General features: G+C 58.4%; 26 protein-coding genes. All 26 read left to right on the top strand.

The features are described 5' to 3' along the window. Position 1 precedes the first annotated feature (1 nt). The 26 genes from HPY71_07420 (at position 2) to HPY71_07295 (ending at position 26,284) form a co-directional block, all read left to right on the top strand. Complete coding sequence (locus HPY71_07420; GenBank protein ID NPV53337.1) at positions 2–1,405, top strand: bifunctional folylpolyglutamate synthase/dihydrofolate synthase; 1,404 nt, start codon at positions 2–4, stop codon at positions 1,403–1,405. Between the two features lie 106 nt (positions 1,406–1,511). Next, positions 1,512–2,081, top strand: coding sequence for an SPOR domain-containing protein (locus HPY71_07415; protein ID NPV53336.1), 570 nt, complete (start codon positions 1,512–1,514; stop codon positions 2,079–2,081). Positions 2,082–2,118: 37 nt separating this feature from the next. Next, positions 2,119–2,466 carry a hypothetical protein gene (locus tag HPY71_07410; GenBank protein NPV53335.1) on the top strand — a complete coding sequence of 116 codons (348 nt, stop codon included), beginning with the start codon at positions 2,119–2,121 and terminating at the stop codon, positions 2,464–2,466. Further along, positions 2,466–2,930 carry an anti-sigma regulatory factor gene (locus HPY71_07405; protein ID NPV53334.1) on the top strand — a complete coding sequence of 155 codons (465 nt, stop codon included), beginning with the start codon at positions 2,466–2,468 and terminating at the stop codon, positions 2,928–2,930. The genes HPY71_07410 and HPY71_07405 overlap by 1 nt, the downstream gene beginning before the upstream one ends. 131 nt (positions 2,931–3,061) lie before the next feature. Further along, complete coding sequence (locus HPY71_07400) at positions 3,062–4,438, top strand: 4Fe-4S dicluster domain-containing protein (protein NPV53333.1); 1,377 nt, start codon at positions 3,062–3,064, stop codon at positions 4,436–4,438. 20 nt (positions 4,439–4,458) lie between these two features. Further along, entirely contained in the window at positions 4,459–4,833 is a 375-nt protein-coding gene (locus tag HPY71_07395; protein ID NPV53332.1) for a serine kinase, read from the top strand. Beyond that, a complete protein-coding gene (locus HPY71_07390) occupies positions 4,818–5,672 on the top strand; it encodes a PHP domain-containing protein (protein NPV53331.1) in 855 nt (284 codons plus the stop codon). Before HPY71_07395 ends, HPY71_07390 begins: the two co-directional genes overlap by 16 nt. Before the next feature lie 156 nt (positions 5,673–5,828). After that, positions 5,829–6,374, top strand: a complete 546-nt coding sequence (locus HPY71_07385) for an ATP-binding protein (protein ID NPV53330.1) — start codon at positions 5,829–5,831, stop codon at positions 6,372–6,374. Positions 6,375–6,667: 293 nt separating this feature from the next. Continuing rightward, positions 6,668–7,102: a SoxR reducing system RseC family protein gene (locus tag HPY71_07380; GenBank protein NPV53329.1), complete on the top strand. Its 435-nt coding sequence runs from the start codon at positions 6,668–6,670 to the stop codon at positions 7,100–7,102. Positions 7,103–7,346: 244 nt separating this feature from the next. Next, positions 7,347–7,709: a (2Fe-2S) ferredoxin domain-containing protein gene (locus HPY71_07375; protein ID NPV53328.1), complete on the top strand. Its 363-nt coding sequence runs from the start codon at positions 7,347–7,349 to the stop codon at positions 7,707–7,709. Between the two features lie 157 nt (positions 7,710–7,866). Beyond that, positions 7,867–8,313 carry an NADH-quinone oxidoreductase subunit NuoE gene (gene nuoE / locus HPY71_07370; protein NPV53327.1) on the top strand — a complete coding sequence of 149 codons (447 nt, stop codon included), beginning with the start codon at positions 7,867–7,869 and terminating at the stop codon, positions 8,311–8,313. 106 nt (positions 8,314–8,419) lie between these two features. Further along, positions 8,420–10,036: an NADH-quinone oxidoreductase subunit NuoF gene (gene nuoF, locus HPY71_07365; protein ID NPV53326.1), complete on the top strand. Its 1,617-nt coding sequence runs from the start codon at positions 8,420–8,422 to the stop codon at positions 10,034–10,036. A 128-nt stretch (positions 10,037–10,164) separates the two neighbouring features. After that, positions 10,165–11,889, top strand: a complete 1,725-nt coding sequence (locus HPY71_07360) for a 2Fe-2S iron-sulfur cluster binding domain-containing protein (protein ID NPV53325.1) — start codon at positions 10,165–10,167, stop codon at positions 11,887–11,889. Between the two features lie 19 nt (positions 11,890–11,908). Next, on the top strand, positions 11,909–13,867 hold the full coding sequence (locus tag HPY71_07355; GenBank protein ID NPV53324.1) for a SpoIID/LytB domain-containing protein: 1,959 nt from the start codon (positions 11,909–11,911) through the stop codon (positions 13,865–13,867). Then, on the top strand, positions 13,864–14,541 hold the full coding sequence (locus HPY71_07350; GenBank protein ID NPV53323.1) for a redox-sensing transcriptional repressor Rex: 678 nt from the start codon (positions 13,864–13,866) through the stop codon (positions 14,539–14,541). Before HPY71_07355 ends, HPY71_07350 begins: the two co-directional genes overlap by 4 nt. 331 nt (positions 14,542–14,872) lie before the next feature. Beyond that, on the top strand, positions 14,873–15,724 hold the full coding sequence (locus tag HPY71_07345) for a sulfide/dihydroorotate dehydrogenase-like FAD/NAD-binding protein (protein ID NPV53322.1): 852 nt from the start codon (positions 14,873–14,875) through the stop codon (positions 15,722–15,724). After that, positions 15,709–17,154, top strand: coding sequence for an NADPH-dependent glutamate synthase (gene gltA, locus HPY71_07340; GenBank protein NPV53321.1), 1,446 nt, complete (start codon positions 15,709–15,711; stop codon positions 17,152–17,154). The genes HPY71_07345 and gltA overlap by 16 nt, the downstream gene beginning before the upstream one ends. 191 nt (positions 17,155–17,345) lie before the next feature. Beyond that, on the top strand, positions 17,346–19,019 hold the full coding sequence (locus HPY71_07335) for a formate--tetrahydrofolate ligase (GenBank protein ID NPV53320.1): 1,674 nt from the start codon (positions 17,346–17,348) through the stop codon (positions 19,017–19,019). Between the two features lie 103 nt (positions 19,020–19,122). After that, positions 19,123–19,545 carry a nucleoside-diphosphate kinase gene (ndk, locus tag HPY71_07330; GenBank protein NPV53319.1) on the top strand — a complete coding sequence of 141 codons (423 nt, stop codon included), beginning with the start codon at positions 19,123–19,125 and terminating at the stop codon, positions 19,543–19,545. 144 nt (positions 19,546–19,689) lie between these two features. Next, a complete protein-coding gene (locus HPY71_07325; GenBank protein NPV53318.1) occupies positions 19,690–20,559 on the top strand; it encodes a formate/nitrite transporter family protein in 870 nt (289 codons plus the stop codon). Between the two features lie 324 nt (positions 20,560–20,883). Continuing rightward, positions 20,884–22,212 (top strand): electron transport complex subunit RsxC, encoded by a 1,329-nt coding sequence (gene rsxC / locus HPY71_07320; GenBank protein NPV53317.1) that lies wholly within the window; start codon positions 20,884–20,886, stop codon positions 22,210–22,212. 36 nt (positions 22,213–22,248) lie between these two features. Continuing rightward, the gene (locus HPY71_07315) at positions 22,249–23,202 is read left to right on the top strand and encodes an RnfABCDGE type electron transport complex subunit D (protein NPV53316.1); all 954 of its coding nucleotides are present in this window, start codon (positions 22,249–22,251) and stop codon (positions 23,200–23,202) included. Next, a complete protein-coding gene (locus HPY71_07310) occupies positions 23,195–23,779 on the top strand; it encodes an RnfABCDGE type electron transport complex subunit G (GenBank protein ID NPV53315.1) in 585 nt (194 codons plus the stop codon). The genes HPY71_07315 and HPY71_07310 overlap by 8 nt, the downstream gene beginning before the upstream one ends. Further along, positions 23,776–24,390, top strand: coding sequence for an electron transport complex subunit E (locus HPY71_07305; protein ID NPV53314.1), 615 nt, complete (start codon positions 23,776–23,778; stop codon positions 24,388–24,390). The genes HPY71_07310 and HPY71_07305 overlap by 4 nt, the downstream gene beginning before the upstream one ends. Positions 24,391–24,677: 287 nt before the next feature. Then, positions 24,678–25,274, top strand: a complete 597-nt coding sequence (gene rsxA / locus HPY71_07300; protein ID NPV53313.1) for an electron transport complex subunit RsxA — start codon at positions 24,678–24,680, stop codon at positions 25,272–25,274. 119 nt (positions 25,275–25,393) lie between these two features. Further along, positions 25,394–26,284, top strand: a complete 891-nt coding sequence (locus HPY71_07295; GenBank protein ID NPV53312.1) for an RnfABCDGE type electron transport complex subunit B — start codon at positions 25,394–25,396, stop codon at positions 26,282–26,284. Positions 26,285–26,316 lie beyond the last annotated feature (32 nt).

The following is a 26,316-nucleotide window of genomic DNA, read 5'->3' as shown; positions in this document are numbered from 1 at the left end:
TATGAACTATGATGAATCATTGAGATTTATACATGCGCTGGGTAAATTCGGGGTAAATCTCGGGCTCGGCCGCATCGAGCGGCTCCTTGAGATGCTCGGGAACCCTCACGAGGGGTTGAGGGCGGTCCACATAGCTGGCACCAATGGGAAGGGCTCTACCGCGGCGATGATAGACTCGATCCTGAGAGCCACGGGCTATAGGGTCGGCCTCTATACCTCTCCCCACCTGGTATCGTATACTGAGCGCATAAGGGTAGATGGTGAAGCCATACCAGAGTCCGATGTGGCACGGATCGTCACGCGCATGAGGCCCCTTATAGAGGACATCGCAAGCGACCCGGAGTTCGGCCATCCAACGGAATTTGAGGTTGGGACGGCCCTCGCCTTCGTCTTTTTTGAGGAAAGAAAGGTTGACATGGCGGTTATCGAGGTGGGCCTGGGGGGGCGTTTTGATGCCACAAATGTCATAGCTCCTCTTGTTTCGGTCATAACCCATATAGACTACGATCATACTGATAGGCTCGGGACCACCTTGAGAGACATTGCCTCAGAGAAGGCAGGGATCATCAAAGAGGGGGTGCCCGTGGTTGTTGCACCTCAACACCCCGAGGCCTATGAGGTTATAGAGGCAGCATGCAAGATGAAGGGTTCTGTCACCAGGTTTGTGGGCCGGGATGTGGTCTTCTCCTCTGGCACCCCCGGGGATCCCCGCGGGGAATCGCACGCCGGTCGCTTTCCTGTTTCGGAATTATCAGCCCTTGACGGGCAGTTTTGCAATATAAAGGGTGGAATATATACCCTGCCAGACCTGTTTATCCCCCTACTCGGCAGGCACCAGGTTGTGAATTGCGCTACGGCCCTCGGTGTAATTGAAGCCCTGGTCGATCGCGGCATCTCTGTATCGGAGAAGGCCATAAGATTGGGGGTTGCAGCCACGCGGTGGCCGGGACGCATGGAGGTCGTCCAGCGCAGCCCCATTGTAATCCTCGACGGCGCCCATAATCTCGATGGAATCACAGGACTCGTCGAGAGCCTGCGAGAGTTTAGGGCAAAGGGACTTGCGCCGGGACGGATTAGGGTCGTTATCGGCATATCTCGGGACAAGCCCGTGTCCGAGATGGTGGGGAAGCTCGCTACTGTGGCGGACGAATTCATACCAACTAGGGCCATGTCAAGCCGACTTGGAGGCGCCGAGCCCGAGGTGATCGCTCAGGCGGCACGCCTCCTGGGTAGGCCCGCCGGGGTGGAGGTAGATTCCATCAAAGCCGTGCGCCGTGCGCTCGCCGTGTCCGGCCCCGGCGACCTCATAGTAGTCTGTGGATCCCTCTACCTGGTCGGGGATGTGAGACCCCTGTGGCCCGGGGATGTCCCCCTAGAGAAAACCTATCCCGCGTCGGGTTTTTAAAAGAGGATTATGGTGCTGCGAGGCGTATTTTATTATTGAGTATTAGAGTATTACATGCCGCACATCCGCATCGAAACCAAAAACCAGGGACCGGGAGGGAGTTTCAATGGCGGAACACAGGGGACGAGCAGGTGAAGGTATATCATTGATTGCGAGCCTGGTTGTCATCGGGCTGATCGCGATCGCACTGGGGTACCTGATGGGGAACTACGCGATCAAGATGCTCTCGGGCAATAAAAAGGAGCCGGGTGTGACCCAGATCTCGTCGGGGAACGTCGCATCATCGCCTTCACAGCCTTCACAAGCTCAATCGAGCGGCGATTCGGTTTCTTCTGTGAATTCCAATTCCAGCCGGACCAGTTCCCATGACCTATCATCCACCGTGGGAACCGGTGCCGCCGGGGGAGCCGGCGCCTCTGGTGAAACCTCGCTTCCGGCCACGACCGGGAGCTCGGGGGAGACACCGGTGTTCTACCGGGTGAGGGTGGGTTCCTTTGATAATAAGGCTGATGCCGAGGAGCTGGCCGCAAGGCTCGGGGCAGAGGGTTACCCTACTTACGTTAACGCGAGCCCGCCGTATACGGTGCAGGTTGGAGCGTTCCAGCAGAAAGAGAACGCCGACAGGCTCGTCGAGGAATTGAGAAGCAAGGGTTATTCGCCGAGCATTGCTGAGTAGCATTGGTTGGTGCATCCAGGGTGGAGGAGTGTATCCTGTGAAATTGCGTGAGGTAAGAGAGATACTAGAAGCAGAAGTGCTCGTGGGCGAGGACAAGCTTGATGAGGAGATCCCGCGTGCTTGCGGCTGCGACCTTATGAGCGATGTTCTCGCCTTCACGATGGAACGGTCGCTTCTTCTTACGGGGTTGACTAATGCCCAGGTTATCCGCACAGCGGAGATGAATGATCTCAGCGCCGTTGTCTTTGTAAGGGGCAAGAGACCCTGCGGGGAGATAATCGAGATGGCCCGGGAACGCGGCATACCCCTTTTTTGGACAAGGTACCCGCTTTATGAGGCCTGTGGGCGCCTCTACCAGGCGGGCTTGAAAGGGCATGTTTCCTGATGACTCTGGAAATGTCTTATGATATCAATGGCGGGGACTTTGCAGCCGCGGGCGAGGCGGCCACGAAAATCAAGAGGGCCTTGAAGCAGATCGGCGTCGATACGCAGACCACCCGGAGAGCGGCCATCATAGCCTACGAGGCCGAGATGAATATCATCATTCACGCCTACCGGGGAACCCTCCAGGCCCGGGTGTCGCCTGAGGGCATAGAGATCCTGGCCGAGGATGAGGGGCCCGGGATCCCCGATATTGAGCTGGCAATGCAGGAGGGATATTCGACTGCACCGGAGAGGATTCGCGAGATGGGTTTCGGGGCTGGTATGGGACTCCCTAATATGAAGAGGTTCTCCGATGAGTTTCATATAACCTCTGAGGTCGGCAGGGGTACGAAGGTAAGGGCGGTCGTATCATCGCCCAGTGCTATTCCCCCCACGATTCCGCCTGCAGGTTGGAGTGTGGACTGATGAGAAGAGAGGGCTGATAGCGATTCACTATATCTCTAATCTAATAATAGCTTTACAAACCCCGTGCGGGAAAGCCCATGGCTTTAGCCGTGGGAGGATGTCAGTATTATGGAAGCGAGGTCTGGCAAGATATGGCGCCGGAGCGTTTTCACTCCGTCTCCCTCCTAGAGGATAAATGCCGCGGCTGCACGAATTGCATAAAGCGCTGTCCGACCGAGGCTATCAGGGTCAGGGAGGGTAAGGCCCGAATAAATGCTGAACGCTGCATAGACTGCGGCGAGTGCATCAGGACGTGCGACAACCACGCCAAGGTTGCAGTGACGGATTCCATTGAGCGGCTCAGGGATTTCAGGGCCACTATAGCTTTGCCTGCCCCCTCGCTCTATGGCCAGTTTGACCAGCGGGTCGCGGGCGATGTGAGGCGCATTTACAGGGATGTCATGGGTGCCCTGCTGGCCCTGGGCTTCGACGCGGTATATGATGTGGCATACGCCGCTGACATCGCAAGCTTCATCACCCGTACCCATATAGAGAGCGGGGCCACCGAAAAACCATGCATTTCTTCGGCATGCCCGGCGGTGGTGCGGCTTGTGCAGGTTAGATTCCCATCCCTCATCAGTCACCTCCTTCCTGTCGACCCGCCTATCCAGATCGCCGGGAAGCTTGCGAAGAGGATTTACGCGTCGAGATCCGGCATCGACACTCGCGATATAGGGGCTTTTTTTATAACGCCCTGCGCAGCAAAGATGAGGTGGGTCAGGGAGCACATAAACCCCGGCGGCGAGACGTATGTGGACGGGGCTATCTCAGTGGCGGGGATATATGGAGACCTGCTGAAAAACATGGGCGCGGGCGAGTCCGGGCCCTCCTCTCTATCTGATACGGCCTCGGGCCTAGGGGTCGGATGGGGAGCATCAGGCGGGGAGAACCGTGCCGTGGGCCTGGAGAACTACCTCGTTGTCGATGGTATCCACAATGTAATTGCCGTATTCGAGGAGATTGAGATGGGCCGGCTCGCATCGGTTAATTTCATTGAGGCCCAGGCTTGTACGGGCGGCTGCGTCGGTGGGCCTCTTATGGTCAAGAATCCCTTTGTGGGGCGCGTCAATATCCGGAGGCTCGCCGTTGGGATGCGCGAGGCGAGCCCCTTTAACGAGCAGGAGGAGAGCCATATCATGGGGCTCTACCGGGCGGGATTCTTCGAGACAAGAGAAGATCTCCAGCCTGTTGCAGCTTTCAAATTAGATGAGGATATGTCGAAGGCTATTGCCAAGATGGGACAGCTCGAAAAGGTGCTGGAGGACCTCCCCGGCCTGGATTGCGGGTCATGCGGGTCGCCGCATTGCCGGGCGCTGGCCGAGGATATCGTGCAAGGGCTGGCAGTGGAGACGGACTGTGTATTCAAGCTGCGCGAACAGGTGAAAAAGCTAGCTGAGGAGCTGTTCTATCTTGCCCAGAAGGACCCATCGGCTATGAGCAAACCGGACAAAACCGGACAGGGGCAATAATGGAGGGTAGTGAAGGGTTTATGACGCTTCGAGATGTTGCTGGGAAGCTGGGCCTCAGGGCCGTTGCGGGGGTTGATGCTGGAGAGGGCGGCCTCGATCGCGAGGTTTCGGGGGGATATGTCTCGGATCTCTTGAGCGACGTTATGGCTCATGCATGTGACGGCGCCATCTGGGTCACCACGCAGGCCCATCAGAATATCGTCGCCGTATCAGTGCTAACAGGGCTGGCGGGCGTCATCGTTGCCGGTGGGATCAAGCCCGGAGATGATACCTTGAAAAAGGCACAGGACGAGGGCGTTCCTATTTTTGTGTCCGACCTCCCGGCGTTTGAAGTGGTCGGGAGCCTTTATACAATGGGGCTTCGCGGCGGGGTCAGATCATGCCAGGGGACCTAAGGGGTCTAGGGGGTTTGGACTCGGGCCTGGAGTGCCTGCGGGCGGACCTGCATATCCACACCGCGCTCTCGCCCTGTGCTGAATCTGAGATGACGCCGGCAGCCATTATGGAGGAGGCCTGCAGGAAAGGCATCAAGCTGGTTGGGATAGCAGATCACAATTCAGCTGAAAACGCCATCGCCTGCCTCCGGGCCGGGGCCAGGCATGGTGTTTGCGTCCTGCCGGGGATGGAGGTCCAGACGCTGGAGGAGATTCATGTATTGACCTTTTTTGGCAGCATCGAAGGGCTCATTACCTGGCAGGAGGAGGTTTACGCGCACCTCCCAGCTGAGCTGAATAGGGAGGAGTTTCTCGGTGAGCAGCTGATTCTCGGCGAGGAGGGCGAGGTCACCGGGAAGTGTTCCAGGCTCCTCCTGACCTCGACGGACTTATCCCTGGCCGAGGTCGTGAGGAAGGTGCGGGAGCTGGGTGGCTTGCCGATTCCTGCGCACATCGACAGGCCCTCATACAGCCTCATCAGAAACCTCGGATTCGTCCCGCCGGGTCTCCCTGTAGCCGCGCTCGAGCTTTCGCCCCATATCTCCAGGGAGGAAGCCTGCAGGAGGTTTCCATGGGTCCGGGATTTCCCATTGATAGCATCCTCCGATGCCCACAGGCTTCACGAGATGCAGGGACGAACGGTCGCCTACATCCGGGCTGACCTGGGTGGTGAAATTCCCGGGCCGGCCAGTGGCGGAGGTGATCCCGGGGCTAGAGGCGAAGCACCGGCGGCCCTCTTTGATGAGGTTGCCCTCTGCCTCGCGGGGCGCGGGGGGCGTTTTGTTGACATAGTGAGTTGATATACCCAGCCCGGGTAGACCTACTGGTGTGGATGTATTTGGTCTGGTGGACATGTCATAAGTCTGTTACACGAGTCAGTTATCTGGCGATTGATCTGTTTATTAATCCACTAATCTTATAGAAGTAGAAGGGCTATTTGCAGGTGCTGAAGGGAAATGCGGGAGTTATCTTTGCACATTCTCGACATAGCTCAGAACTCCCTTGCCGCGGGTGCAACGGAGATCCGCATCGTTGTAAGGGAGAATACTGAAGAGGATAGTTTCACTATAGAAATTGAAGATAATGGTAGAGGGATGCCGGAGGACTTTCTTGGTGCTGTTCTCGATCCTTTTTTCACGACCAGGACCACGCGAAAGGTCGGGCTCGGCCTGCCGCTCCTGTGCCAGGCTGCCAGGGCCTGCGACGGCGATGTGACGGTTGATTCAGAGGAGGGGAAGGGCACGAGGGTGGCCGCCCGGTTCCGCCGTAGCCACTGGGACAGGGCACCACTCGGCGATATAGCCTCTACAATAGCGGCGCTTGTCGCCTGTAATCCCTCGGTTGAAATCAGATATGAGCACTGCATCGACGGGGCTTCGTTTTGCTTTGATACGCGCGATACGAGGCGGAGGCTCGAAGATATACCCCTCTCGAACCCCCTGGTCGCCGACTTCGTAAAAAAATATGTGGCGAAAGGTGAAGATGGTCTCAGAGGCAGGTAGATCTCAGGTGCGATGAAGATGCCTGTATGCTTGTGCATGCCTATATGCCTGTAGAGGCGCCCTATGAGATGGGGCCTTCGAGGATGACTCCCCGGGCATAGTCCTAGCGAGGTTAGACGTACAGTGGGAATTCTATTTTGCGCGTTATTATGCGCTACGTTGATTATGCGCTATAATAAGGCTAAAGGCTATGCAGCTTAGGCTACATAGAGTATACGTAGCGTCTCATCGCCCGCGGCACCGCGTACTCCGCACGCTCGTGGTAGCCGAGGGCAACCAGGAGGGCTTGGAGCATGGAGGAAGTTGGGAAGGTCGTCGTTGTCAAGGGTGACGCGGCTACTGTCGAGATAGCAAGGAGCGCCATGTGCAGCAAGTGTAAGATGTGTAATCTCGGTTCTGGGACGGCCCGTATCGACGCAGATAACCTTGTCGATGCGGAGGTGGGGGACCTGGTCTCAGTTGAGATAGACACGAGAAACGTAATGGCGGCCGCCTTTGTAGTGTATATGGTGCCCCTGGCGTTCATGCTCGTTGGCTTTCTGCTCGGCCCGGTAGTCTCACGGTGGCTGGGTCTGGCGTGGGCTTCCCAGGCCGTTACGGCAGCGACGGGTATAGTCTTTCTGGTTCTTTCTTATGCGGTTGTGTATTTTTATGACAAGAAGGCCAATCCAGGTAAATTCAGGGCAAAGATTACAAGATTGCTCGAACACCCCAAATATCACGGTTGATCCAGCTTGAGAATCAATGATATAATTAACTAAATGTCCGGCGCATGTATGGGGTGTTTTTGTTTGTGAAAGTGAGCACTATCCCTATTTCAGGTCAGGGGAGGGTGGTGGCAGCAAACCCTACGAGCCTTACTCGAGTAGCAAACTTTACCCGAGTGGCAAAGGGCAGGTTAGGCAGATTGAAGAGTGAGCGATCGTAGAAGTGAGGGGCGGGAGAAGGTTTAAATTCCAGGAGGTGTTGTAGATGAAATCGCTGGAGGAGCTGGAGCGGATCAAAAAAGAGGCTCAGGCAATGACGAAATTGAGGGAGGACAGGGAGAGCACTAAGATAGTAGTCGGCATGGGCACATGCGGCATAGCTGCGGGTGCGCGTGAGACGCTGGCCGCGATCATGGACGAGCTGGCAAAGCGCAATCTTCAGGATGTCATCATTACCCAGACGGGCTGCGTTGGCCTCTGTGAGCAGGAGCCGATCGTGGACATCATGAAGCCTGGCAAGCCGAAGGTGACCTATGGCCGCGTAACCGGCGAAAGGGCCAGGCAGATCATAGCAAGCCATGTGGTAAACGACCGGGTGGTCGGGGAGTGGGTTATAGCGACAGGTTAAGGGCGGCGTGTCCCGCCTCCGCCCAGGTGGCGCCGGCTTTTTCAAATAATTCCCGCTGGTTCGATCAAAGGTAACTGAGTGTCAAAGCTGTGGGATGACAAGCCAGGAGCGATAAAATGGCTGGAGAAAATGGTTGGAGGTGACAGAGGTGGCTGGTATTATAACCATTGATGACATCCTGGCCAAATACGGACGCAGATCCGACGCGCTCATCGACATACTGCATGAGGTACAGGATGCCCAAGGGTTCCTAACAAATGATTCAATAATCAAGGTGGCTGATGCCCTGGATCTGCCTGCGAGCAAGGTCTATGGCGTGGCCACTTTTTATTCCATGTTTTCGGTAAAGCCCAGGGGGCGGAATATCATTCGCATATGCGAGAGTGCTCCATGCCATGTCCTGGGGGCGCCTGCCATCATCAGCGCTCTCGAGAAGGAGCTCGGCATAAAAATGGGGGAGACGACCGGGGATGAGAAATTCACCCTCGAGTATACGAGCTGCATAGGGGTCTGCGGCGTCGCACCTGCGATCATGATCAACGACGTCGTCTATGGGAACCTGACGCCAGATAAGATACCCCACATCTTGAGCGAGTATCGCTGAACCGGGTACGTGGTATGAATCTCATAGAACACGAGCATCGCTGTGCGAGTATCGCTGGACGGACGCTGAACTGTTGAACGCTATGCTAACAAGGGAGGGTTGAAGTGTGGAGTTTTATCGTTCGCACGTGCTGGTTTGCGGGGGCACCCCCTGCGTCCTCGGCGGCTGCAAGGCTGTCAGGGATGCGCTCATTAATGAAATCCATCGCCAGGGCCTCTCGCGGGAGATCAAGGTTGTCGAGACTGGTTGCCTGGGCCCCTGCGACCTCGGACCAGTTATCGTCGTATACCCGGAGGGGACATTCTACGGTCCTGTGAAGGTCGAGGATGTGCCCCTGATCGTCGAGGAGCACCTCTTGAAGGGCAGGATCGTTGACCGGCTTGTCGCAAGGGAGCGTCCGGTAGAGAAGGAGGTTGTGAAGTACGAGGCTCCGACTTACCTCGGCCCCCAGAAGAGAATCGTCCTCCGGAATTGCGGAGTTATGGACCCTGAGTCTGTGGAGGAGTATATCGGTCGGGATGGCTATGCCGCCCTGGGCAGGTGTGTGAGCCAGATGAAGCCCGGCGAGGTGATAGACGAGATCAAGAGATCCGGGCTTGTCGGGCGGGGAGGGGCTGCGTTCCCCACGGGCCTCAAGTGGGAGTTCACGGCCAAGGCAGACGCCGACCAAAAATACATTTTATGTAACGCCGATGAGGGGGAGCCCGGCACGTTCAAGGACAGGCTGATCCTCGAGGGGGACCCCCACAGCATCATTGAGGGAATGGCTATTGCCGGTTACGCAGTGGGTGCGGATAAAGGTTTTATTTATATACGCGGTGAGTATGCTATCTCGATTGAGAGGATGCAGAAGGCCATAGACCAGGCCAGGCGTCTGGGCCTTCTCGGGGAGAATATCTTCGGATCGGGCTTCAGCTTCGATATTGAAATCCGCAAGGGAGCGGGCGCATATGTGTGCGGCGAGGAGACCGCCCTGATCGAATCGATCGAGGGGAACAGGGGCGAGCCAAGGATAAAGCCCCCATATCCCGGAACCCATGGCCTCTGGGGCAAACCCACAGTTGTCAATAACGTCGAGACCCTTGCCAACATCTCGCCGATCATCCTGAACGGGCCCGAGTGGTTCAGGGGGTTCGGAACCGAGAGATGCCCGGGGACCAAGGTATTCACCCTTACAGGCGATATCAACAACAAGGGACTGATAGAGGTCCCGATGGGGATCACGCTGAGGCAGGTAATATATGAAATCGGCGGCGGCATCCCCGGCGGCAGGGAGTTCAAGATGGCCCAGACGGGCGGCACGTCGGGAGGCTGCCTCCCAAGGGAGCTCCTCGATGTCCCGATGGACTACTTCTCGCTGGCCGAGGCAGGCTCGGCCCTGGGTTCAGGGGCTCTCCTCATTATGGACGACTCGCATTGCATCGTGGATATTGCCAGGTGCTTCATGAGGTTTTTCCGGCATGAATCATGCGGGAAGTGCACCCCGTGTCGCGAGGGGACCGATCGCCTTTATGAGATTATGGACATGGCGAGCTCCGGCAAGGGGCGTGCGCAGGATATAGAGCTCATGGCGGAGCTCGCCCAGGTGATGCAGAGGGCGAGCCTTTGCGGCCTCGGCCAGGCGGCTCCTGTGCCGGTCCTCACGATGCTGAAGTACTTCCGTGATGAGTTTGATGCCCACATCGCTGACAGGACCTGCCCCACGGGGACATGCGGGCTCTAGGCATGCAGGCCTCAGCGGGTCCCGGCGGACCTTAGCAGGCCTTTCAGGAGGTCTTGCTGGCAGGCTTTAGTATCTGCAGGCCTTAGTATCTGCGGATTCACGAGTGTGGATTTACGAGGAGGGAATATATCGCGATGGTCACGTTGACAATAGATGGCCGCAGAGTGCAGGTTGAGAAGGGAATCACCATCCTCGACGCTGCAAAGAGGATAGGCATAGATATTCCCACGCTCTGTTACCACCCTGACCTTGAGGCGAGGGCTGTATGCCGCGTTTGCGTGGTTGAGATAGAGGGGCAAAAGCTGCTGCAGCCCGCATGCGCATATCCTGCGAGCGATGGTATGGTCGTCCGGACGAATACGCAGGCAGTCCGCCAGGCCCGGAGAATGGCGGTGGAGCTTCTCCTCGCCAGGCACCCCCAGGATTGCTTGCAGTGTATAAGAAATCAGAACTGCGAGCTGCAGACGCTCGCGGAGAGGCTCGGTATACGGGAGGTCCGCTTTGAAAGGAGGCTGCGCGGCCTGCCTGAGGATCATTCGACGCCCTCTATAGTCAGGGAGCCTGATAAATGCATTCTCTGCCGGAGGTGCGTGGAAACGTGCCAGAATGTTCAGGGCGTCGGTGTGCTGTTCCCTGCTAATAGGGGTGCTGATACAGTGGTAACGCCCGTCTTCGGGGATGACCTGGGGGATGTTGCGTGCGCCCTGTGCGGGCAATGCATCCTGGCGTGCCCCGTCGGGGCTATAAGTGAACGCGACGATACCGAGCGGGTGTGGGAGGCGCTCGCCGACCCGGCGAAGCACGTTGTTGTGCAAACCGCGCCCGCTATCAGGGCGACTATCGGTGAGGAGATGGGCATGGAGCCCGGGACGCTCGTCACGGGGAAGCTCGTGGCGGCTCTCAGGAGGCTCGGGTTTGATAAGGTAATGGATACGGATTTCACTGCCGACCTCACCATAATAGAGGAGGGAAATGAGCTTTTAAAGCGAATAAAAGAAGGTGGGGTTCTCCCGATGATCACATCCTGCAGCCCGGGGTGGATCAAATTCGGGGAGCACTACTATCCCGACCTCTTGCCTCATATATCGACATGTAAGTCTCCCCAGCAGATGTTCGGTGCGCTGGTGAAGACCTATTACGCCCAGAAGGCTGGCATCGATCCGGCCAATATTTTCAGCGTCTCGCTCATGCCGTGCACGGCTAAGAAATTTGAGGCGGAGAGGCCGGAGATGAGGTCGAGCGGGTACCAGGATGTCGATGCCGTGCTCACCAGCCGTGAGCTCGGCAGGATGTTGAGGGAGGCTGGTATCAGGTTCGAGGACCTTCCCGAGGAGGAGCACGATGACCCGATGGGCATCTCCACCGGTGCCGCGGCGATCTTCGGGGCCACCGGCGGGGTAATGGAGGCAGCGCTCCGGACGGTATATGAGGTCGCGACCGGGACAGAGCTCGGCAACCTGGACTTCGAAGGAGTTCGCGGCCTCGATGGGATAAAGGAAGCCGAGGTCAACCTCAATGGCCTGACGGTGAGGGTGGCCGTGGCCCACGGTCTGGGCAATGCAAAGAAGATACTCGAGATGCTCCGCGCCGGGGAGGCGAATTACCACTTCATCGAGATAATGTGCTGCCCGGGAGGGTGTGTTGGCGGCGGCGGGCAGCCCATACCGAGCACTATGGAGATAAAGGGGAAGCGTGGCCAGGCTCTCTATCTAGCAGATAAGGACATGCCTTACCGGAAGTCCCATGAGAACCCGGCGATCAAGCAGATCTACGCCGAGTTTCTCGAGAAGCCTCTCGGCGAGCGGTCGCATCATCTATTGCACACTCATTATATCGGTCGGGGCAAGTATTGATGAGGATGCTGTATAGTCTATGGTTTTGCTCCGGTGTCAACGGTTCATAGTCTATGTTGTTGTATGTTTCACCGCAGCGTGGATAGGGTTGATGGCGGTGGGTGGTCCCGGACGCGATGCCGGGGCACAGGCGCCCTCCCCCATGTTGGATGACGACTCGATTATCCGCGTCGCGCTGAATCGGACGCTCGGGCCCTCCTCTGACCTGGATCATGACGCCGTAACCGTGGTTTCCAAGGGCGGGATGGCGGTGAAGGCCGGGCCGGGGGGGCCCGAGTTTCTTGTCGCGCCCGGGGACGCGTTAACTTTCCGGCGGGCCCCCGGTGGGATCAGCGCTGAGCTGGTCGCGGCCGCAATCGGGACGAGGATGGCCCTGGGCGTGTTTACGGGGCCCGTCCGTGTGAGCCCCAGGGATCCGGCGCGGCCGCTGGGGGTTACAAATCTCCAGCGCCCAAAGGTTTCCCCATACCCGCTATATCGCGGAAGCCTCGAGATATCGCCGTCTCCGGCGCCTGCGAAGCTGCGCATCATAAACGAGCTGCGCCTTGGGGATTACCTGCGCGGGGTCGTGCCCAACGAGATGCCGAGATCGTTCAGCGATGAGGCTCTAAGGGCCCAGGCTATAGCAGCCCGCTCCTACGCCATCTTTAACCTGCAAAGGGCTGTCCCAGGGATGGGGGGGGATGTTTCTGCCTCGCATTCGCACGGCCCGGGCCAGGACGGCCAGGACGTATATTTGTGCGACTCTCCCCATTGCCAGGTTTACTACGGCATAGGGAGCGAGGATCCTCGCTCGGATGCTGCCATAGCGGATACGCGCGGTGTTGTAGCGACCTTCGGGCAAGAGGTTATAGATGCGGTCTACTGCTCGACGGCCGGAGGCCATACGGAGGCGAGCGAGAATGTCTGGCTGGACAATCCCGCCATACCATACCTGCAGGCCGTTCCGGATGAACCGGGAGTGCCGGACCTGCGCACCGAGGAGGGGGTGCGGAGGTTTCTATCAGGCCGCATAGGGAGGTTTGATGCTATATCGCCGAACTTCCGGTGGCAAGTGACCTGGCCAGGGCAGGAGCTCGAGAAGACCATAAATGATGGCATAGCCAGGTTTTCCCGGAGGAGTTACGTGACCCTTGCCTCCAGGGGCGAATCCGGTCCAGGGCCGGCATCCAGCTCCGGGTCGGGGCCCGGGTTTGACTCTGGGTTCGGACCTGGGTCAGGATCGGGGTTCGGGTCGGGATCAGGGTCGGAAGGGTCAGGACCGGGCCCTTCGAAGGGCATCGGGAGGCTGGTGAACCTGATACCCATCCGCCGGGGGGCGTCCGGCAGGATAGTAGCGTTAGGGGTCGTTGGGACAAACGGCACCTGGGTTGTGAATGGAGAGTTGAATATCAGGACGCTGCTCAGGCCGGTTTCGGGGGGCATGTTGAAGAGCTCCCTCGTGGTCTTCGACTTTGAGAGGGATGCCTCCGGGGGGATCGTGAGCGTGAAGGCCACAGGAGCGGGGTATGGGCATGGCGCAGGCATGTCCCAGTGGGGGGCTGAGGGCATGGCGCGCCAGGGGTATTCCTTCTACGACATTATCCGGCACTATTACACAGGCGCGTCGCTCAGCACGATCCCGGTGAGGCTCTCTGTAACAGGAGATGGTCATGGGGACGATCACGGGGATAGGGATACAGGCAGCAGTGGAGCTCGCCAGGAATGCCAGGGCGAGGTGCGCCAGAGATTCATCGCGCCCCGCGGGGTTGGCAGGCTTGTCATATGGGATGCGGACGCGCAGGGGGTGGCCGTGACCTTCAATAGGGGCAGCAAGGTGTTCTATGCCTTTGAGAATCCGCCGGTGGCGGGTATGTCCTTTGACGTTTCAGCTTATTTGCAATCCGGCGTCAACGAAGTGACTTTCAAAACCGTGGGGCCTGCGGGGAGCCACCTGACGTTAGCTATTACCCTGGACTCCGGAGGTGAATCTAAATGAGAGCCCGGAAAGCTCCTGACGTGGTTATCAGGAGATTGCCCCTTTATTTGCGGGTCCTGGAGACTATTGATGTAGATAAGCATGGGCCGTCGATTTCCTCATATGAGCTCGGCGACGCCGCTGGTGTCACATCTGACCAGGTCCGGAAGGACCTCAGCCTGTTTGGGGAGTTCGGCAAACAGGGGGTTGGATACGAGATCGATGTCTTGAGGCAGGAGCTGCGCAGGGTGCTCAACCTGGATTGTGTGATCAAGGTGGCGATTATCGGGGCCGGCAGCCTCGGGATTGCCCTGGCCAGGTATCTCATAGGGCGTCGCCAGGCCGAGGCGGATTACCACCTCGACATCGTGGCGGTATTTGACAAGAACCCGGCGAAGATTGGACTGGGAATAGACGGAATAGAGGTCTCGCCCATGCGGCAATTGAAAGAGAAGGTCTCGGAGCTCGGGGTGCGAATGGCCGTGGTGGCCGTGCCGGCCTCGAGCGCCCAGGAGGTCGTCGATGCATGCGTGGGTGCCGGGATAGATGGGATCCTTAATTTCGCTCCGGCGAAGCTCACAGTCCCGCCCCACGTCCGCCTTCACAATTCGGATCTCAGCCTGGAGCTCATGCATCTGGCTTATTACCTGTGCAAAGCCCCCGGGGCCCCCTGGGAAGGCGCGCGCGAGCCATAGCGGGTGGAGCCGGGCACCGGGCAGGTGGCGCCGGGATAGGATCGGGGCCGGGGAGGAGCGTGGCCATGTAGTGGGGCCATGATGAGGCGGGCATGGGACGGGCATTGGGTGAGGCCTAGCGAGAGGCGAGGGAGGCGAGGATAGCTCTCCGGGCTCTTGACATTGGAGCTCGAATGTACCACTATAGAGGGTGATTATTCTCAAGGACCTCTCCAGCTTCGCCGTGTTCCACCTTGCCATGCTTTATCCAGTGATCCAGTCCCTGAGATGGGCCCTGAAAATGATCTTATATGTTCCCTTGCAGGAAAGAATAGGAGGGAATGGTTGGTTCATGAACAAGATTCTCAGAAAAGAGGTCTTGGCGCCCAGGATCACGGAGTTCGAGGTTTACGCCCCCGAGATAGCGGCCAAGGCGCAGCCCGGGCACTTCGTGGTTCTCCGCGTCCACGAAAAGGGCGAGAGGATCCCGCTCACGATAGCCGATTACGACGCTGTAAAGGGCACTATAACTATGGTTTCCCAGGAAGTCGGGAAAACGACCTGTCATCTTGCAACCCTTGACGTTGGCGATTTTCTGGCGGACGTTGTCGGGCCCCTTGGTACCCCGATGCACATTGAGAAGGTTGGTTGCGTGGTTTGCGTCTCGGGAGGGCTCGGAGTTGCGCCGATGTACCCCAAGGCGCGGCGGTTTTACGAGCTTGGAAGCCGGGTGATATCCTTTATCGGGGCCCAGACGAAAGAGATGATAATTTTTAAAGAGAGAATGGAGAAGGTGAGCCATCATGTGGGGTACAGCACTGATGATGGGAGCTTCGGGCACCACGGCTTTGTAACCGATCTCTTGAGGGAGTTCCTCGAGAGCGGGGAGAAGGTCGATGAGGTGGTTGCTATAGGTCCCCTCCCTATGATGCGCGCGGCAGTGAGAGTAACCCGGGATTTCGGCGTTAAAACGATCGTGAGCCTGAATCCGATCATGGTGGATGGCACAGGCATGTGCGGGGGATGCCGGGTCACGGTGGGCGGAGAGGTCAAGTTTGCGTGCGTTGATGGCCCTGCTTTTGATGGTCATAAGGTCGATTTCGAGGAATTGATGGCCCGCCAAAATCGATTCCTCGAGGAGGAGAGGATTGCCATGGAGAGGTTTCGTGCACAAGGAGAGGGATGTAAATGCCAAGAGAGATAGCTCAGCGCCACCAGATGCCAAAGCAGGATCCGCGGGAGAGGATAAGAAATTTCAATGAGGTTGCGCTGGGATACTCTCCTGAGGCCGCGGTAAGCGAGGCGCAAAGGTGTATCCAGTGCCCTAAACGACCCTGCGTGAGCGGATGTCCTGTTGGTGTTGACATACCTGACTTCATCGCGCTCGTCAAGGAGGGAAGATTTGGGGAGGCGGCGAAAAAGATAAAGGAGAAGAACAGCCTGCCTGCAATTTGCGGCAGGGTTTGCCCGCAGGAGACCCAGTGCGAGGTCCTGTGCACGTTGGGCAAGGCCAAGAATCAGAAGCCGGTGGCGATAGGCGCTCTGGAGCGGTTCGTGGCGGACTGGGAGCGCCGTGAGCTTGCAGAGGAGCTTGCAGCCGGGGCCGGTAGCGCAAGTGCGGCTGGCAACGCTTCTACGGCTGGCGATGGGACCGGGATTGTAAAGGTTGCCGTCGTCGGGTCAGGGCCGGCGGGCCTCACCTGCGCAGCGGAGCTGGCCAGATTTGGCTACAGGGTCGTGCTATTTGAAGCACTTCACGAGGTGGGCGGGGTATTGCGGTATGGCATCCCCGAATTTAGGTTGCCCAAGGCCATTCTCGAGGAAGAGATCCAGTATGTGAAGAGCCTTGGAGTAGAGATCCGCACCAATATGCTCATAGGCCAGACCTTCACCATCGAAGACCTCTTCAATGACGGGTTCAAGGCCGTTTTCGTGGGGACGGGCGCGGGCCTGCCGCACTTCCTGGGGATCCCAGGGGAAAACCTCAATGGCGTGTATTCGGCGAACGAGTACCTGACCCGGTCGAACCTGATGAAGGCCTACCTCTTCCCCGAGTATGATACCCCCATCAAGACGGGGAAGCGGGTTGCTGTGGTCGGGGCCGGCAATGTGGCGATGGATGCGGCCCGGACCGCGCTGAGGCTGGGCGCGGAGAAGGTTATGATAGTCTACCGCAGGTCTCGTGCGGAAATGCCTGCGCGGGCTGAAGAGATCGAAAACGCAGAGGAGGAGGGCGTGGAGCTCATGCTCCTGACCAATCCCGTGCGCGTTATCGGAAACGAGAAAGGGTGGGTCACGGGCATGGAGTGCGTAAGGATGGAGCTCGGCGAGCCGGACGAGAGCGGGAGGCGACGGCCAGTGCCCATTAAGGGCTCTGAGTTTACGCTCGAGGCCGATACCATGATCTCAGCCATCGGGACGGAGCCGAATCCCCTCCTCACAAAGAGGACCCCCGGCCTCGCGCTTGGGAGGCATGGGAATATCATCATAAATGAGAAGACGGGCGAGACGAGCATTCCAGGGGTATTTGCAGGCGGCGATATTGTGACGGGGTCTGCAACCGTTATCGCTGCAATGGGAGCAGGGAAGCTCGCTGCGAAGGGCATCCATGACTATATCCAGTCCGGGAGGTGATAGGCAGGGGTAAATAGGGGTATGCAAGAGGAGATTGGACAGGCCAGAGCAAGGCCGGGGCGGCCGGAGCAGGCCCGGATAATCATTGTAGAATCTCGCGTGACTGTAACATGTTGACTGTAGAATGTAGAATGTAGAGATCTCGCGACAATAACCAAAAAGCTTAAAAGACCGAAAGGGGCGAAATATTGGTGCTGCCTGATATTGAGATAGCCCAGTCTGCTAAGTTGCGACCGATTTCGGAGATAGCGAGGTCAATAGGCCTTTTGGATGATGATATCGAGCCGTATGGCAAGTACAAGGCCAAGATCAGCCTGGATGTCTACAGGCGCCTCAAAGGCAGGCCAAACGGCAAACTGATCTACACTACCGCGATCACAGCTACCCCCGCCGGTGAGGGGAAGACCTGCACGGCTGTAGGCCTCACGCAGGCCCTGGGGAAGTTGGGGAAGAAAGTCATGGTGGCGCTGCGCGAGCCATCGCTCGGCCCGACCTTCGGCATCAAGGGTGGGGCGGCCGGTGGTGGCTACTCGCAGGTTGTGCCGATGGAGGATATAAATCTCCACTTCACTGGGGATATTCACGCCGTCGGCGCCGCGCACAATCTCCTCGCGGCCATGGTCGACAATCATATAGTTCACGGCAACGAGCTCGGGATAGACCCCTTGAGGGTCGTGTGGCGGCGCGTGATGGACATAAGCGACAGGCAGCTACGAAACGTCATCGTCGGGCTCGGCGGCAAGGGGAATGGCTTCCCGCGCGAGACAGGTTTTGATATAACGGTGGCCTCGGAGGTCATGGCGATCCTCGGCCTGTCCAGGAGCATGGATGATCTCAAGGAACGCCTTGGGCGCATCCTGGTGGCCTACACGCGCGATGGGAAACCGGTATACGCCCGTGATCTCAAGGCCGTGGGCGCGATGGCGGTCATCCTCAAGGATGCCCTCAAGCCAAATCTCGTCCAGACGCTTGAGGGGCAGCCGGCTTTTGTACACGGCGGCCCGTTTGCCAATATCGCCTATGGCAACAACACCATAATCGCAACCGAGCTGGCGCTGAAGCTCGCGGATTACGTGGTCACGGAGGGTGGCTTCGCCGCGGACCTGGGCGCGGAGAAATTCTTTGACATCGTGTGCCGGATAACTGATGTGCGCCCCGATGTCGTCGTGCTGGTGGCATCCGTGAGGGCGCTCAATCACCACGGTGGCGCCGCGAAGGATAAGCTGACCGAGACCAACCTCGACATCCTCGCGAAGGGGTGCGCGAACCTCGATAAGCATATCGAGAACCTGACCAGGAGATTCGGGCTCCCGGTGGTTGTGGCCATAAACAGGTTCCCGACGGATGAGGACGTAGAGCTTGATTTCCTGAAACACCACTGCGAGGAGCTCGGCGTGCGCGCGGCGATTTCCGAAGTGGTTGCGAAGGGTGGAGATGGCGGGAGGGAGCTCGCTGAGGCTGTCCTCGATGCGCTGGAGAAGGAGAGGCCGGCCTTCCGCTTCCTCTACGACCTCGACGCACCCATCAAGGAAAAGATCGAGGCCCTGGCGACGCAGATATACGGCGCTGACGGGGTTGTCTATGCCGGGGATGCGGAGCGCCAGATCAAGGTCCTCACCGAGCAGGGGCTCGGGACGCTGCCGGTCTGCATGGCCAAGACCCAGCTCTCACTCTCGGACGACCCTGGCCTGAGGGGCGCGCCAAGGGGATGGAAGCTGACTGTGCGCGAGGTGCGCGCCTCTGCTGGTGCGGGCTTCCTCGTCCCGCTGTGCGGCACGATGATGACCATGCCTGGCCTGCCCAAGCACCCGGCGGCCGAGGTAGTGGATATAGATGAATCCGGCAGGATAGAGGGGCTTTTTTAGAAATGGATGCCTGGCGCCGGGGCCCCTGGTTTTTGTGGAGACCCCGGCGCCAGGAATTGGGCACCGGGAATTGATATCACCTCGCAAGACAGGAGTCGATATTATGGAACGTACACTTATCATAGTCAAACCCGACGGGGTTGCACGGGGGCTCGTAGGGACGGTCCTTGAGAGATTTGAGCGGAGGAGCTTTAAGATCCTGAGGCTCGAGATGAGGCAGATAGAGCGGGCCCTCGCAGAGCGACACTATGCGCACCTGGCGGGGAAGCCCTTCTTTGATGGGCTCCTCGAGGCGATAACAGAGGGGCCGGCGGTCGTGGCGGTGCTGGAAAGGGAAAATGCCATCAAGATCGCGCGAAACCTCATCGGCGCAACAAACCCGGTTGATGCCGCCGCTGGGACAATACGCGGGGATTTCGGCGGGGAGTTGCCTCGCAATGTCATCCACGGTTCCGATTCGGTCGAGAGCTATATTCGCGAAGCAGGACTCTTCTTCCCCGGCGACAGAGATCTCTTACAGGTCTAGACCAGTTTAGTGTTTCTTCTTATAGGTCTAGACCAATTCACCGGTTATGGGTTACGGGGCCACGGGGGCTCGGAGAGCTGGAGACGAGGGTGGGAATTCAGGCGACAGGGGTCAACCTTATATGATATGAGTGAGGTGGGTAGCATGGCGGTACGTTCTCCTGCCGAGATCGCCCAGGTCGTCTCGAACGCCGGGGAGAAGAAGGCCTCGATGGCGACCAGCGTTCTCGTAGTGCTTGGCCTGATGGCCGGGGTGTTCATCGGGTTCGGCGCTCAGGTGTCGATGACGGTGACGCAAGATTTGAGCACTTTTGCCGGCGTTGGGGTGTCGAAGTTTCTGAGCGGAGCCATCTTTTCTGTTGGGCTGATGATGGTCATCATTTGCGGGGCAGAGCTTTTCACCGGGAACAGCCTCATGCTCGTGAGCCTCCTGGACGGTAAGATAAGGCCGGGGGGGCTTCTCAGGAACTGGCTCTGGGTATATCTAGCGAATTTTGCGGGATCACTGATCCTCGCGGGCCTGGTCTATGCGTCGGGCCTCTGGAAGCTGAATAACCTCGGGCTGGGCTCGTCGGCTGTGAATATCGCTACGGCGAAGGTCAATCTGACTTTCGGGGAGGCCTTCACCAGGGGGATTCTATGTAACTGGCTGGTCTGCCTCGCGGTGTGGGCGGCCTACGCCGCGGACGATGTGATAGGCAAGATTGCTGCCATTTTTTTCATTATTACCAGTTTCGTGGCCAGCGGGTTTGAACATAGCATCGCAAATATGTATTATATTCCTATGGGATTGTTTTTAAAGGCTGCCCCTGGCATCGCCGGGGCCGGGACGGGTGCCATGGGGCTCACATGGACCGCTTTCATATTCAAGAACCTCCTCCCCGTAACGATCGGGAATGTGATCGGAGGGGCCCTGTTCGTCGGGGTCGCCTATTGGTTTGCCTACCTGAGGCCGGGATTGAGCGGGAGGATGACAAGGCCTGTAGAAGGTCAAAAGGGGACTATAGAAAGCTAAAGGGGGGGCGCGCTATCTAACTATCTAAGTTCGCGCCATCTAAGTTGGCGGTGTTCGGGCTATATCTGAGTTACTATATTTGGGCTATATCTAAGCCATATAACTGTAAGAGGAATTCTTGTGCGGCTGTAGAATAATAATTTTTTGGGAATCCGGCGCGATAATAAGGCTAAGGGGATACCGGAGTCGGAGTGCTACTGAGAGGGGTAACACCCCTCATTTCCTTGTTGGCCGTAATTCCAGTTAATCCCCTGCCGGCCACGATGCGGCCGGGCCGGATTTATTTTCCTAAATAATCTTTTCGTGGGGTGGCGATATGCATTTATGAATTTGCGTAGTTTTCTGGGGGGCACCCATGTTCCTTACTCTAAGGAATCCACTGCATCGAAACCAGTCAGGCAGGCGAGGCTGCCCGCCAGGGTTACCATCCCTCTCCACCAGCATACGGGGGCTCCGTGCGAACCCCTTGTCAAGGCCGGGGATCACGTCCTGGTGGGTCAGAAGATCGGGGATAGCCCGGCTAAGTTGACGGCGCCCGTCCATGCCAGCGTGTCCGGCAAGGTCGCTGCGATAGGCTATTACCTGCAGAGCGGGGGGCGCCTTGTGAACTCCGTCGTCATCGAATCCGATGGTGAACAGCAGCTCTCGCCCGATGTCAAGCCCCGTGGGACGATTGAGAACCTTTCTCCCGGGGATATAGTGGGCATCATCCGGGATGCGGGCATCGTGGGGCTCGGGGGCGCTGCCTTTCCAACCTACTTCAAGCTCGTGCCACCTCCGGGGAAGAGGTTTGATACCCTGGTAGTGAACGGGAGCGAGTGCGAGCCATATTTGACTGCAGACCACCGCATCATGCTCGAGCGGCCCAATGATGTCACATACGGCATAAGGGCCCTTATGAAGGCGGCCGGGGTGGATCGGGCCTTTCTCGGGATCGAGGATAACAAGCCCGACGCAATTGAAGCTATGAGGCGGGCTGCATCGGGCGTGCCCGGGATCGAGGTGGTGGTGCTTGCCACGAAGTATCCCCAGGGCGCAGAAAAGCAGCTGGTGAAGGCGATTCTCGGCAGGGAGATCCCTTCTGGCGGCCTGCCTGTGGACGTGGGCGTTGTCGTCAATAACGTCGGCACCGCGGTCGCTGTCGCTGAGGCGCTGGAGAAGGGCATGCCGCTGGTTGAGCGCGTTGTAACCGTCGCAGGCTCATGCATACGGGAGCCTCAGAATCTAAAAGTCAAGATCGGAACTGCAATAGGCGATCTGATAGAGGAGTGTGGCGGGTTTGTGAAGGAGCCTGCCAAGGTGATCATCGGCGGGCCGATGATGGGGGTTGCGCAGTTCTCCACCGACGTCCCGGTCACCAAGGGGACCTCCGGGGTGCTGGCCCTCTCGAAAGACGAGGTCGAGGTCGAGGATACATCCATGCCCTGCGTCCGTTGCGGCAAGTGCGTTGGGGCTTGTCCCATGCGGCTCCTGCCCCTCTTCATAAGCCAGCGGGCCGAGGCCGGGCGTTTCGACGAGGCTGAGGAGTATAATGCCCTGGACTGCATAGAGTGCGGCTCATGCGGCTATATCTGTCCCTCGCGCCGGCCCCTTGTGCAGGCTATAAGGCTCGCGAAATCCGAGATAATGGCCAGGCGGCGGAAGAAACAGTAGAGGGAGGGGTAGCGTATGGCTGATAACATTGATACCATGGCTGAGAAGAGGTTGATTGTCTCGTCGTCCCCGCACCTGAGGTCGCCCATCGCGACGCCACAGATCATGCGAGACGTCATCATCGCCCTGATCCCGGCGAGCGCAATGGGAATCCTATTCTTCAAATTGCAGGCCCTCCTTGTAATCCTTGTGGGCGTCGCCTTTGCTATCATTACAGAGGCTGTGATACAGAAGGCCCTGCACAAACCGGTCACTATAAATGACTACAGTGCGGCCGTTGCAGGCCTCTTGCTCGCCCTAGTCTTGCCGCCGACGGTCCCGCTCTGGATCCCGGCCATCGGTTCGATCGTGGCGATCGGGGTTGCAAAGCATGTCTTCGGCGGGCTCGGGCAGAATCCCTTTAACCCGGCTCTCATAGGGCGGGCCGTGCTCCTTGCATCGTGGCCGGTGCTGATGACCCGGTGGGTGTGGCCCGTGAGCCAGGCGCCTTGGATGCAGGGGTTCGATGCCCTCACGACGGCAACGCCGCTCGCGCTCCTGAAGCTATCGGGGATCAAGACCCCGTACGCGGCCCTCTTCTTCGGGAACGTGGCAGGGAGCATCGGTGAGACATCGGTCCCCGCCATACTCCTGGGCGCGCTCTACCTCATATGGCGCGGCCACATAACCTTCAGGATACCAGGCTATTTCATCGGAACGGTTGCGGTGCTGTCGGCCCTCTTCGGGCAGGACCCGCTGTTTCATATCCTGGCCGGCGGGCTTATGATCGGCGCCTTCTTCATGGCCACCGACTACGTGAGCACGCCTGTGACGCCAAGGGGTCAGGCCCTCTTTGGCATTGGATGCGGCGTCCTAACCGTGATGATCAGGCTCTTCGGCGGGTACCCGGAAGGGGTATGTTACGCGATTCTCATAATGGACGCAACTACGGCCGTGCTCGACAAATTCACGAGGCCGAGAAAATTTGGGGAGGTGCGGCGGGGTGCGTGATGTTATAAGGCTTGGTGTCATATTGATGTTAATATGCGGCGTTGCCGCCGCTGTTCTTGCTTATGTAAATAATGTGACCGAGGACCGCATAGCCGCCCAGAAGGCCCTCGAGGAGGAGCATGCGCTGGAGAGCGTCCTCGCATCGGCGAGGGAATTCAGGGATGAGACGGAAAAGGTGAAGACGGACCTAACGGGGGCCGACCTGTCGATCGTCCAGGGCCTCTATGTGGGTTATGCCGATGGAAGGCCCGTCGGGGTGGCGGTCCGCGTTGCCCCCGCCGGGTATGGTGGGCCGATTGAGAGCATCGTCGGGATATCGCTGGATGGTGTCGTCCAGGGTGTGACGGTCATCAACCAGCAGGAGACCCCGGGGCTCGGGGCCAACGTCGCGAGCCAGGATTTCGAGGGGAGGTTCAAGGGCAAGGTCGCGGGCTCCCCCGTTAAGCTGACAAAGGATGGCGGAGACATACAGGCCCTTACAGGGGCGACGATTTCATCCCGGGCCGTTACAAAGGGAGTTGAAGCGGCGCTTCGTGCGTTTCAGTTGATGCTTTCCAAGGGGGTTGTGGGGAAATGAGCGTTTTCTCTGATTTCAAGAATGGGATAGGCAATGAGAACCCGACCTTTCGCCTCTTGATTGGCATGTGTCCTGTTCTCGCAACGAGCCTGGCCATTACGAACGGGATAGGTATGGGGATAGCGGCAACCTTCGTCCTGGTGGGATCGAATGTCATCGTCTCGCTGCTCAGGTCGTTCATCCCCCCAAAGATCAGGATACCTTGCTTCGTGGTTGTCATAGCCTCGTTCGTAACCATCGTCGATCTCGTGATGGCGGCGTTCACCCCGGGGCTCCACAAGGTGCTTGGAATATTCATCCCGTTGATCGTCGTCAACTGCATCATCCTGGCGAGGGCGGAGGCCTTTGCCTCCAAGAACCCTGTCGTGAACTCGCTGGCTGACGGGCTCGGCATGGGGCTCGGGTTCACGCTGGCGCTCACGCTCCTGAGCGCGATCAGGGAGCTGGTAGGGACGGGGACGATCCTCGCGGCGCCCGATTTCGGCTTCGCAGGGATCCATATCTTTAATAAAGACCTCGCTCCAGTCATGATGCTGCTCCCGCCGGGCGCGTTCATAACCCTTGGCCTGCTCATCGGGTTGATAAACACCCTGACGAGGCGCAAGGCGTAAGAGCCGAGAGAGCCATGGCAATATCCGGGGGAGCCGGGGACGATGCAATGGCCGGGGCCGGGGTGGGGGCAGGGTATGGTATAGCGGGAGTATAGTGACTCGGTAAGGCGCAATGGTCCTTGGCATGGTGTAACGGGCGGGCGGGCGAGTGGGGAGTATGGCCCACATAGGCGGATGGCATAGTAGTAAAGATCTAGTTAAATAGTGGCTTGGTTGGATAGAAGTAATACCTGGGTGTAGTTGCATTTCGGGCCTGTTTCAGCTATGATCAGAGGAGAGTGAGGACAATGCGGGACCTCCTCGTGATATTCTTTGCGGGGGTTCTTCTTAATAATTTTATCCTGTCGAGATTTCTGGGCATCTGCCCGTTCATAGGGGTATCGAAGCGGATAGAGACTGCGACGGGCATGGGGATGGCGGTCATCTTCGTGATGGCCGTGGCCTCGGTGATCACCTGGGCGGTCCAGTATTATATCCTGGTCCCGCTCCACCTGGGTTACCTGCAGACCATCGCCTTCATCCTGGTGATAGCCGCCCTCGTCCAGCTCGTCGAGATGGTGATCCTGAAGGTAAGCCCGACGTTGTACCAGGCGCTCGGCATTTACCTTCCGCTCATCACCACGAATTGCGCAGTGCTCGGCGTGGCTATCATAAACATACGCGAGAACTATGATATCATCCAGACTGCCGTCAACGGCATAGCAGGCGCGGCCGGCTTCACGCTCGCCATAGTGTTGTTCGCCGGAATACGCGAAAGGCTTGATTTCGCGCCGATCCCTGAAGCCCTGAAGGGATTCCCGCTGGCTTTGATAACGGCGGGCCTCATGTCTATTGCCTTCCTGGGATTCACAGGCTTCAAACTGGCGGCGCTGTTCGGCCTGTGATGGCGGGGCGCGGTGTCATGGGTAGTTCCCAGATTAGATCATGGGTAGTTCCAGGGCATAGGTAATCGCAGAAGGATGGGTAGGCTCAGAGACGTGGGGAGAGGAGCGTGGCAACTGAAATGGTGTATCTCAAGGCTATTCTGAGTCTTGCGGGCCTGGGGGCGGTATTTGGGATCATGCTTGGCCTTGCGGCGAGGAAGTTCGCGGTGGAGTCTGATCCCCGGGTCGAGAAGATCACCGGGGTCCTGCCGGGTGCGAATTGCGGCGGGTGTGGTTATCCGGGGTGTAGCGGCCTGGCGTCGGCCATTGTAACGGGTTCGGCCCCTGTTGATGCATGCCCGGTCGGGGGCCAGGTTGTGGCTGATAGGGTATCCGAGATCATGGGCGTCCAGCCTGCCCCTGCCAGGGAACGCCAGGTGGCGAAGGTCATGTGTGGGGGCGGCGAAGATAAGGCGACGAGCAGATTTGCATATATAGGCATAAGGGATTGCGGGGCTGCCGGGCTTGTGAGCGGGGGGCCGAAAGCGTGCACGTTCGGCTGCCTCGGGTTTGGGACGTGCGTGAAGGCATGCCCATTTGGGGCCATGGAGATGGGGGCGGACGGCCTCCCGGTCATTGACGAGGCGAAGTGCACGGGTTGCGGTAAGTGCATCGAAGCCTGCCCGCGGGGCATCATAGCCCTTGTGCCGGTGTCCGCGAGGACCCAGGTCCTCTGCAGGTCGCACGCGCGGGGGGCCGAGGTCAGGAAGGTGTGCAAGGTCGGGTGTATAGGCTGCGGGATTTGCGTCAAGACCTGTCCGAATTCTGCTATCGTGCTCGAGGATAATCTCGCCAGGATTATCCCTGATAAGTGCGATAACTGCGGGAAGTGCGTTGAGAAGTGCCCGACCAGGTGCATAGTCATGACAAGTCAAAGGGATTTGCATACCGTCGTGACGGGTGGGGTGGGCGCAGGGAAAGGCCTCTCGACGGGGACTGAGGGCCCGGGAGGGTGCTGTGTTGCAAAGTGAGGTTGTAAAGTGAGAATGAGTCTATCCGGGGT

This window comes from Bacillota bacterium, assembly GCA_013178125.1.
GTDB lineage: Bacteria > Bacillota > SHA-98 > Ch115 > JABLXJ01 > JABLXL01.
This window is presented reverse-complemented; position numbering and strand designations above follow the sequence as displayed.

Bases quoted from the DNA above. Each gene is read 5' to 3' on its own strand.
- ndk (NPV53319.1), top strand. From the start codon at position 19,123: ATGGAACGTACACTTATCATAGTCAAACCCGACGGGGTTGCACGGGGG.
- HPY71_07405 (NPV53334.1), top strand. From the start codon at position 2,466: ATGACTCTGGAAATGTCTTATGATATCAATGGCGGGGACTTTGCAGCC.
- HPY71_07345 (NPV53322.1), top strand. From the start codon at position 14,873: ATGAACAAGATTCTCAGAAAAGAGGTCTTGGCGCCCAGGATCACGGAG.
- gltA (NPV53321.1), top strand. From the start codon at position 15,709: ATGCCAAGAGAGATAGCTCAGCGCCACCAGATGCCAAAGCAGGATCCG.
- HPY71_07295 (NPV53312.1), top strand. From the start codon at position 25,394: ATGGTGTATCTCAAGGCTATTCTGAGTCTTGCGGGCCTGGGGGCGGTA.
- rsxA (NPV53313.1), top strand. From the start codon at position 24,678: ATGCGGGACCTCCTCGTGATATTCTTTGCGGGGGTTCTTCTTAATAAT.
- HPY71_07315 (NPV53316.1), top strand. From the start codon at position 22,249: ATGGCTGAGAAGAGGTTGATTGTCTCGTCGTCCCCGCACCTGAGGTCG.
- HPY71_07390 (NPV53331.1), top strand. From the start codon at position 4,818: ATGCCAGGGGACCTAAGGGGTCTAGGGGGTTTGGACTCGGGCCTGGAG.
- HPY71_07415 (NPV53336.1), top strand. From the start codon at position 1,512: ATGGCGGAACACAGGGGACGAGCAGGTGAAGGTATATCATTGATTGCG.
- HPY71_07420 (NPV53337.1), top strand. From the start codon at position 2: ATGAACTATGATGAATCATTGAGATTTATACATGCGCTGGGTAAATTC.
- HPY71_07400 (NPV53333.1), top strand. From the start codon at position 3,062: ATGGCGCCGGAGCGTTTTCACTCCGTCTCCCTCCTAGAGGATAAATGC.
- HPY71_07395 (NPV53332.1), top strand. From the start codon at position 4,459: ATGACGCTTCGAGATGTTGCTGGGAAGCTGGGCCTCAGGGCCGTTGCG.
- HPY71_07385 (NPV53330.1), top strand. From the start codon at position 5,829: ATGCGGGAGTTATCTTTGCACATTCTCGACATAGCTCAGAACTCCCTT.
- HPY71_07355 (NPV53324.1), top strand. From the start codon at position 11,909: ATGGTTTTGCTCCGGTGTCAACGGTTCATAGTCTATGTTGTTGTATGT.
- HPY71_07305 (NPV53314.1), top strand. From the start codon at position 23,776: ATGAGCGTTTTCTCTGATTTCAAGAATGGGATAGGCAATGAGAACCCG.
- HPY71_07380 (NPV53329.1), top strand. From the start codon at position 6,668: ATGGAGGAAGTTGGGAAGGTCGTCGTTGTCAAGGGTGACGCGGCTACT.
- HPY71_07350 (NPV53323.1), top strand. From the start codon at position 13,864: ATGAGAGCCCGGAAAGCTCCTGACGTGGTTATCAGGAGATTGCCCCTT.
- rsxC (NPV53317.1), top strand. From the start codon at position 20,884: ATGAATTTGCGTAGTTTTCTGGGGGGCACCCATGTTCCTTACTCTAAG.
- HPY71_07375 (NPV53328.1), top strand. From the start codon at position 7,347: ATGAAATCGCTGGAGGAGCTGGAGCGGATCAAAAAAGAGGCTCAGGCA.
- HPY71_07325 (NPV53318.1), top strand. From the start codon at position 19,690: ATGGCGGTACGTTCTCCTGCCGAGATCGCCCAGGTCGTCTCGAACGCC.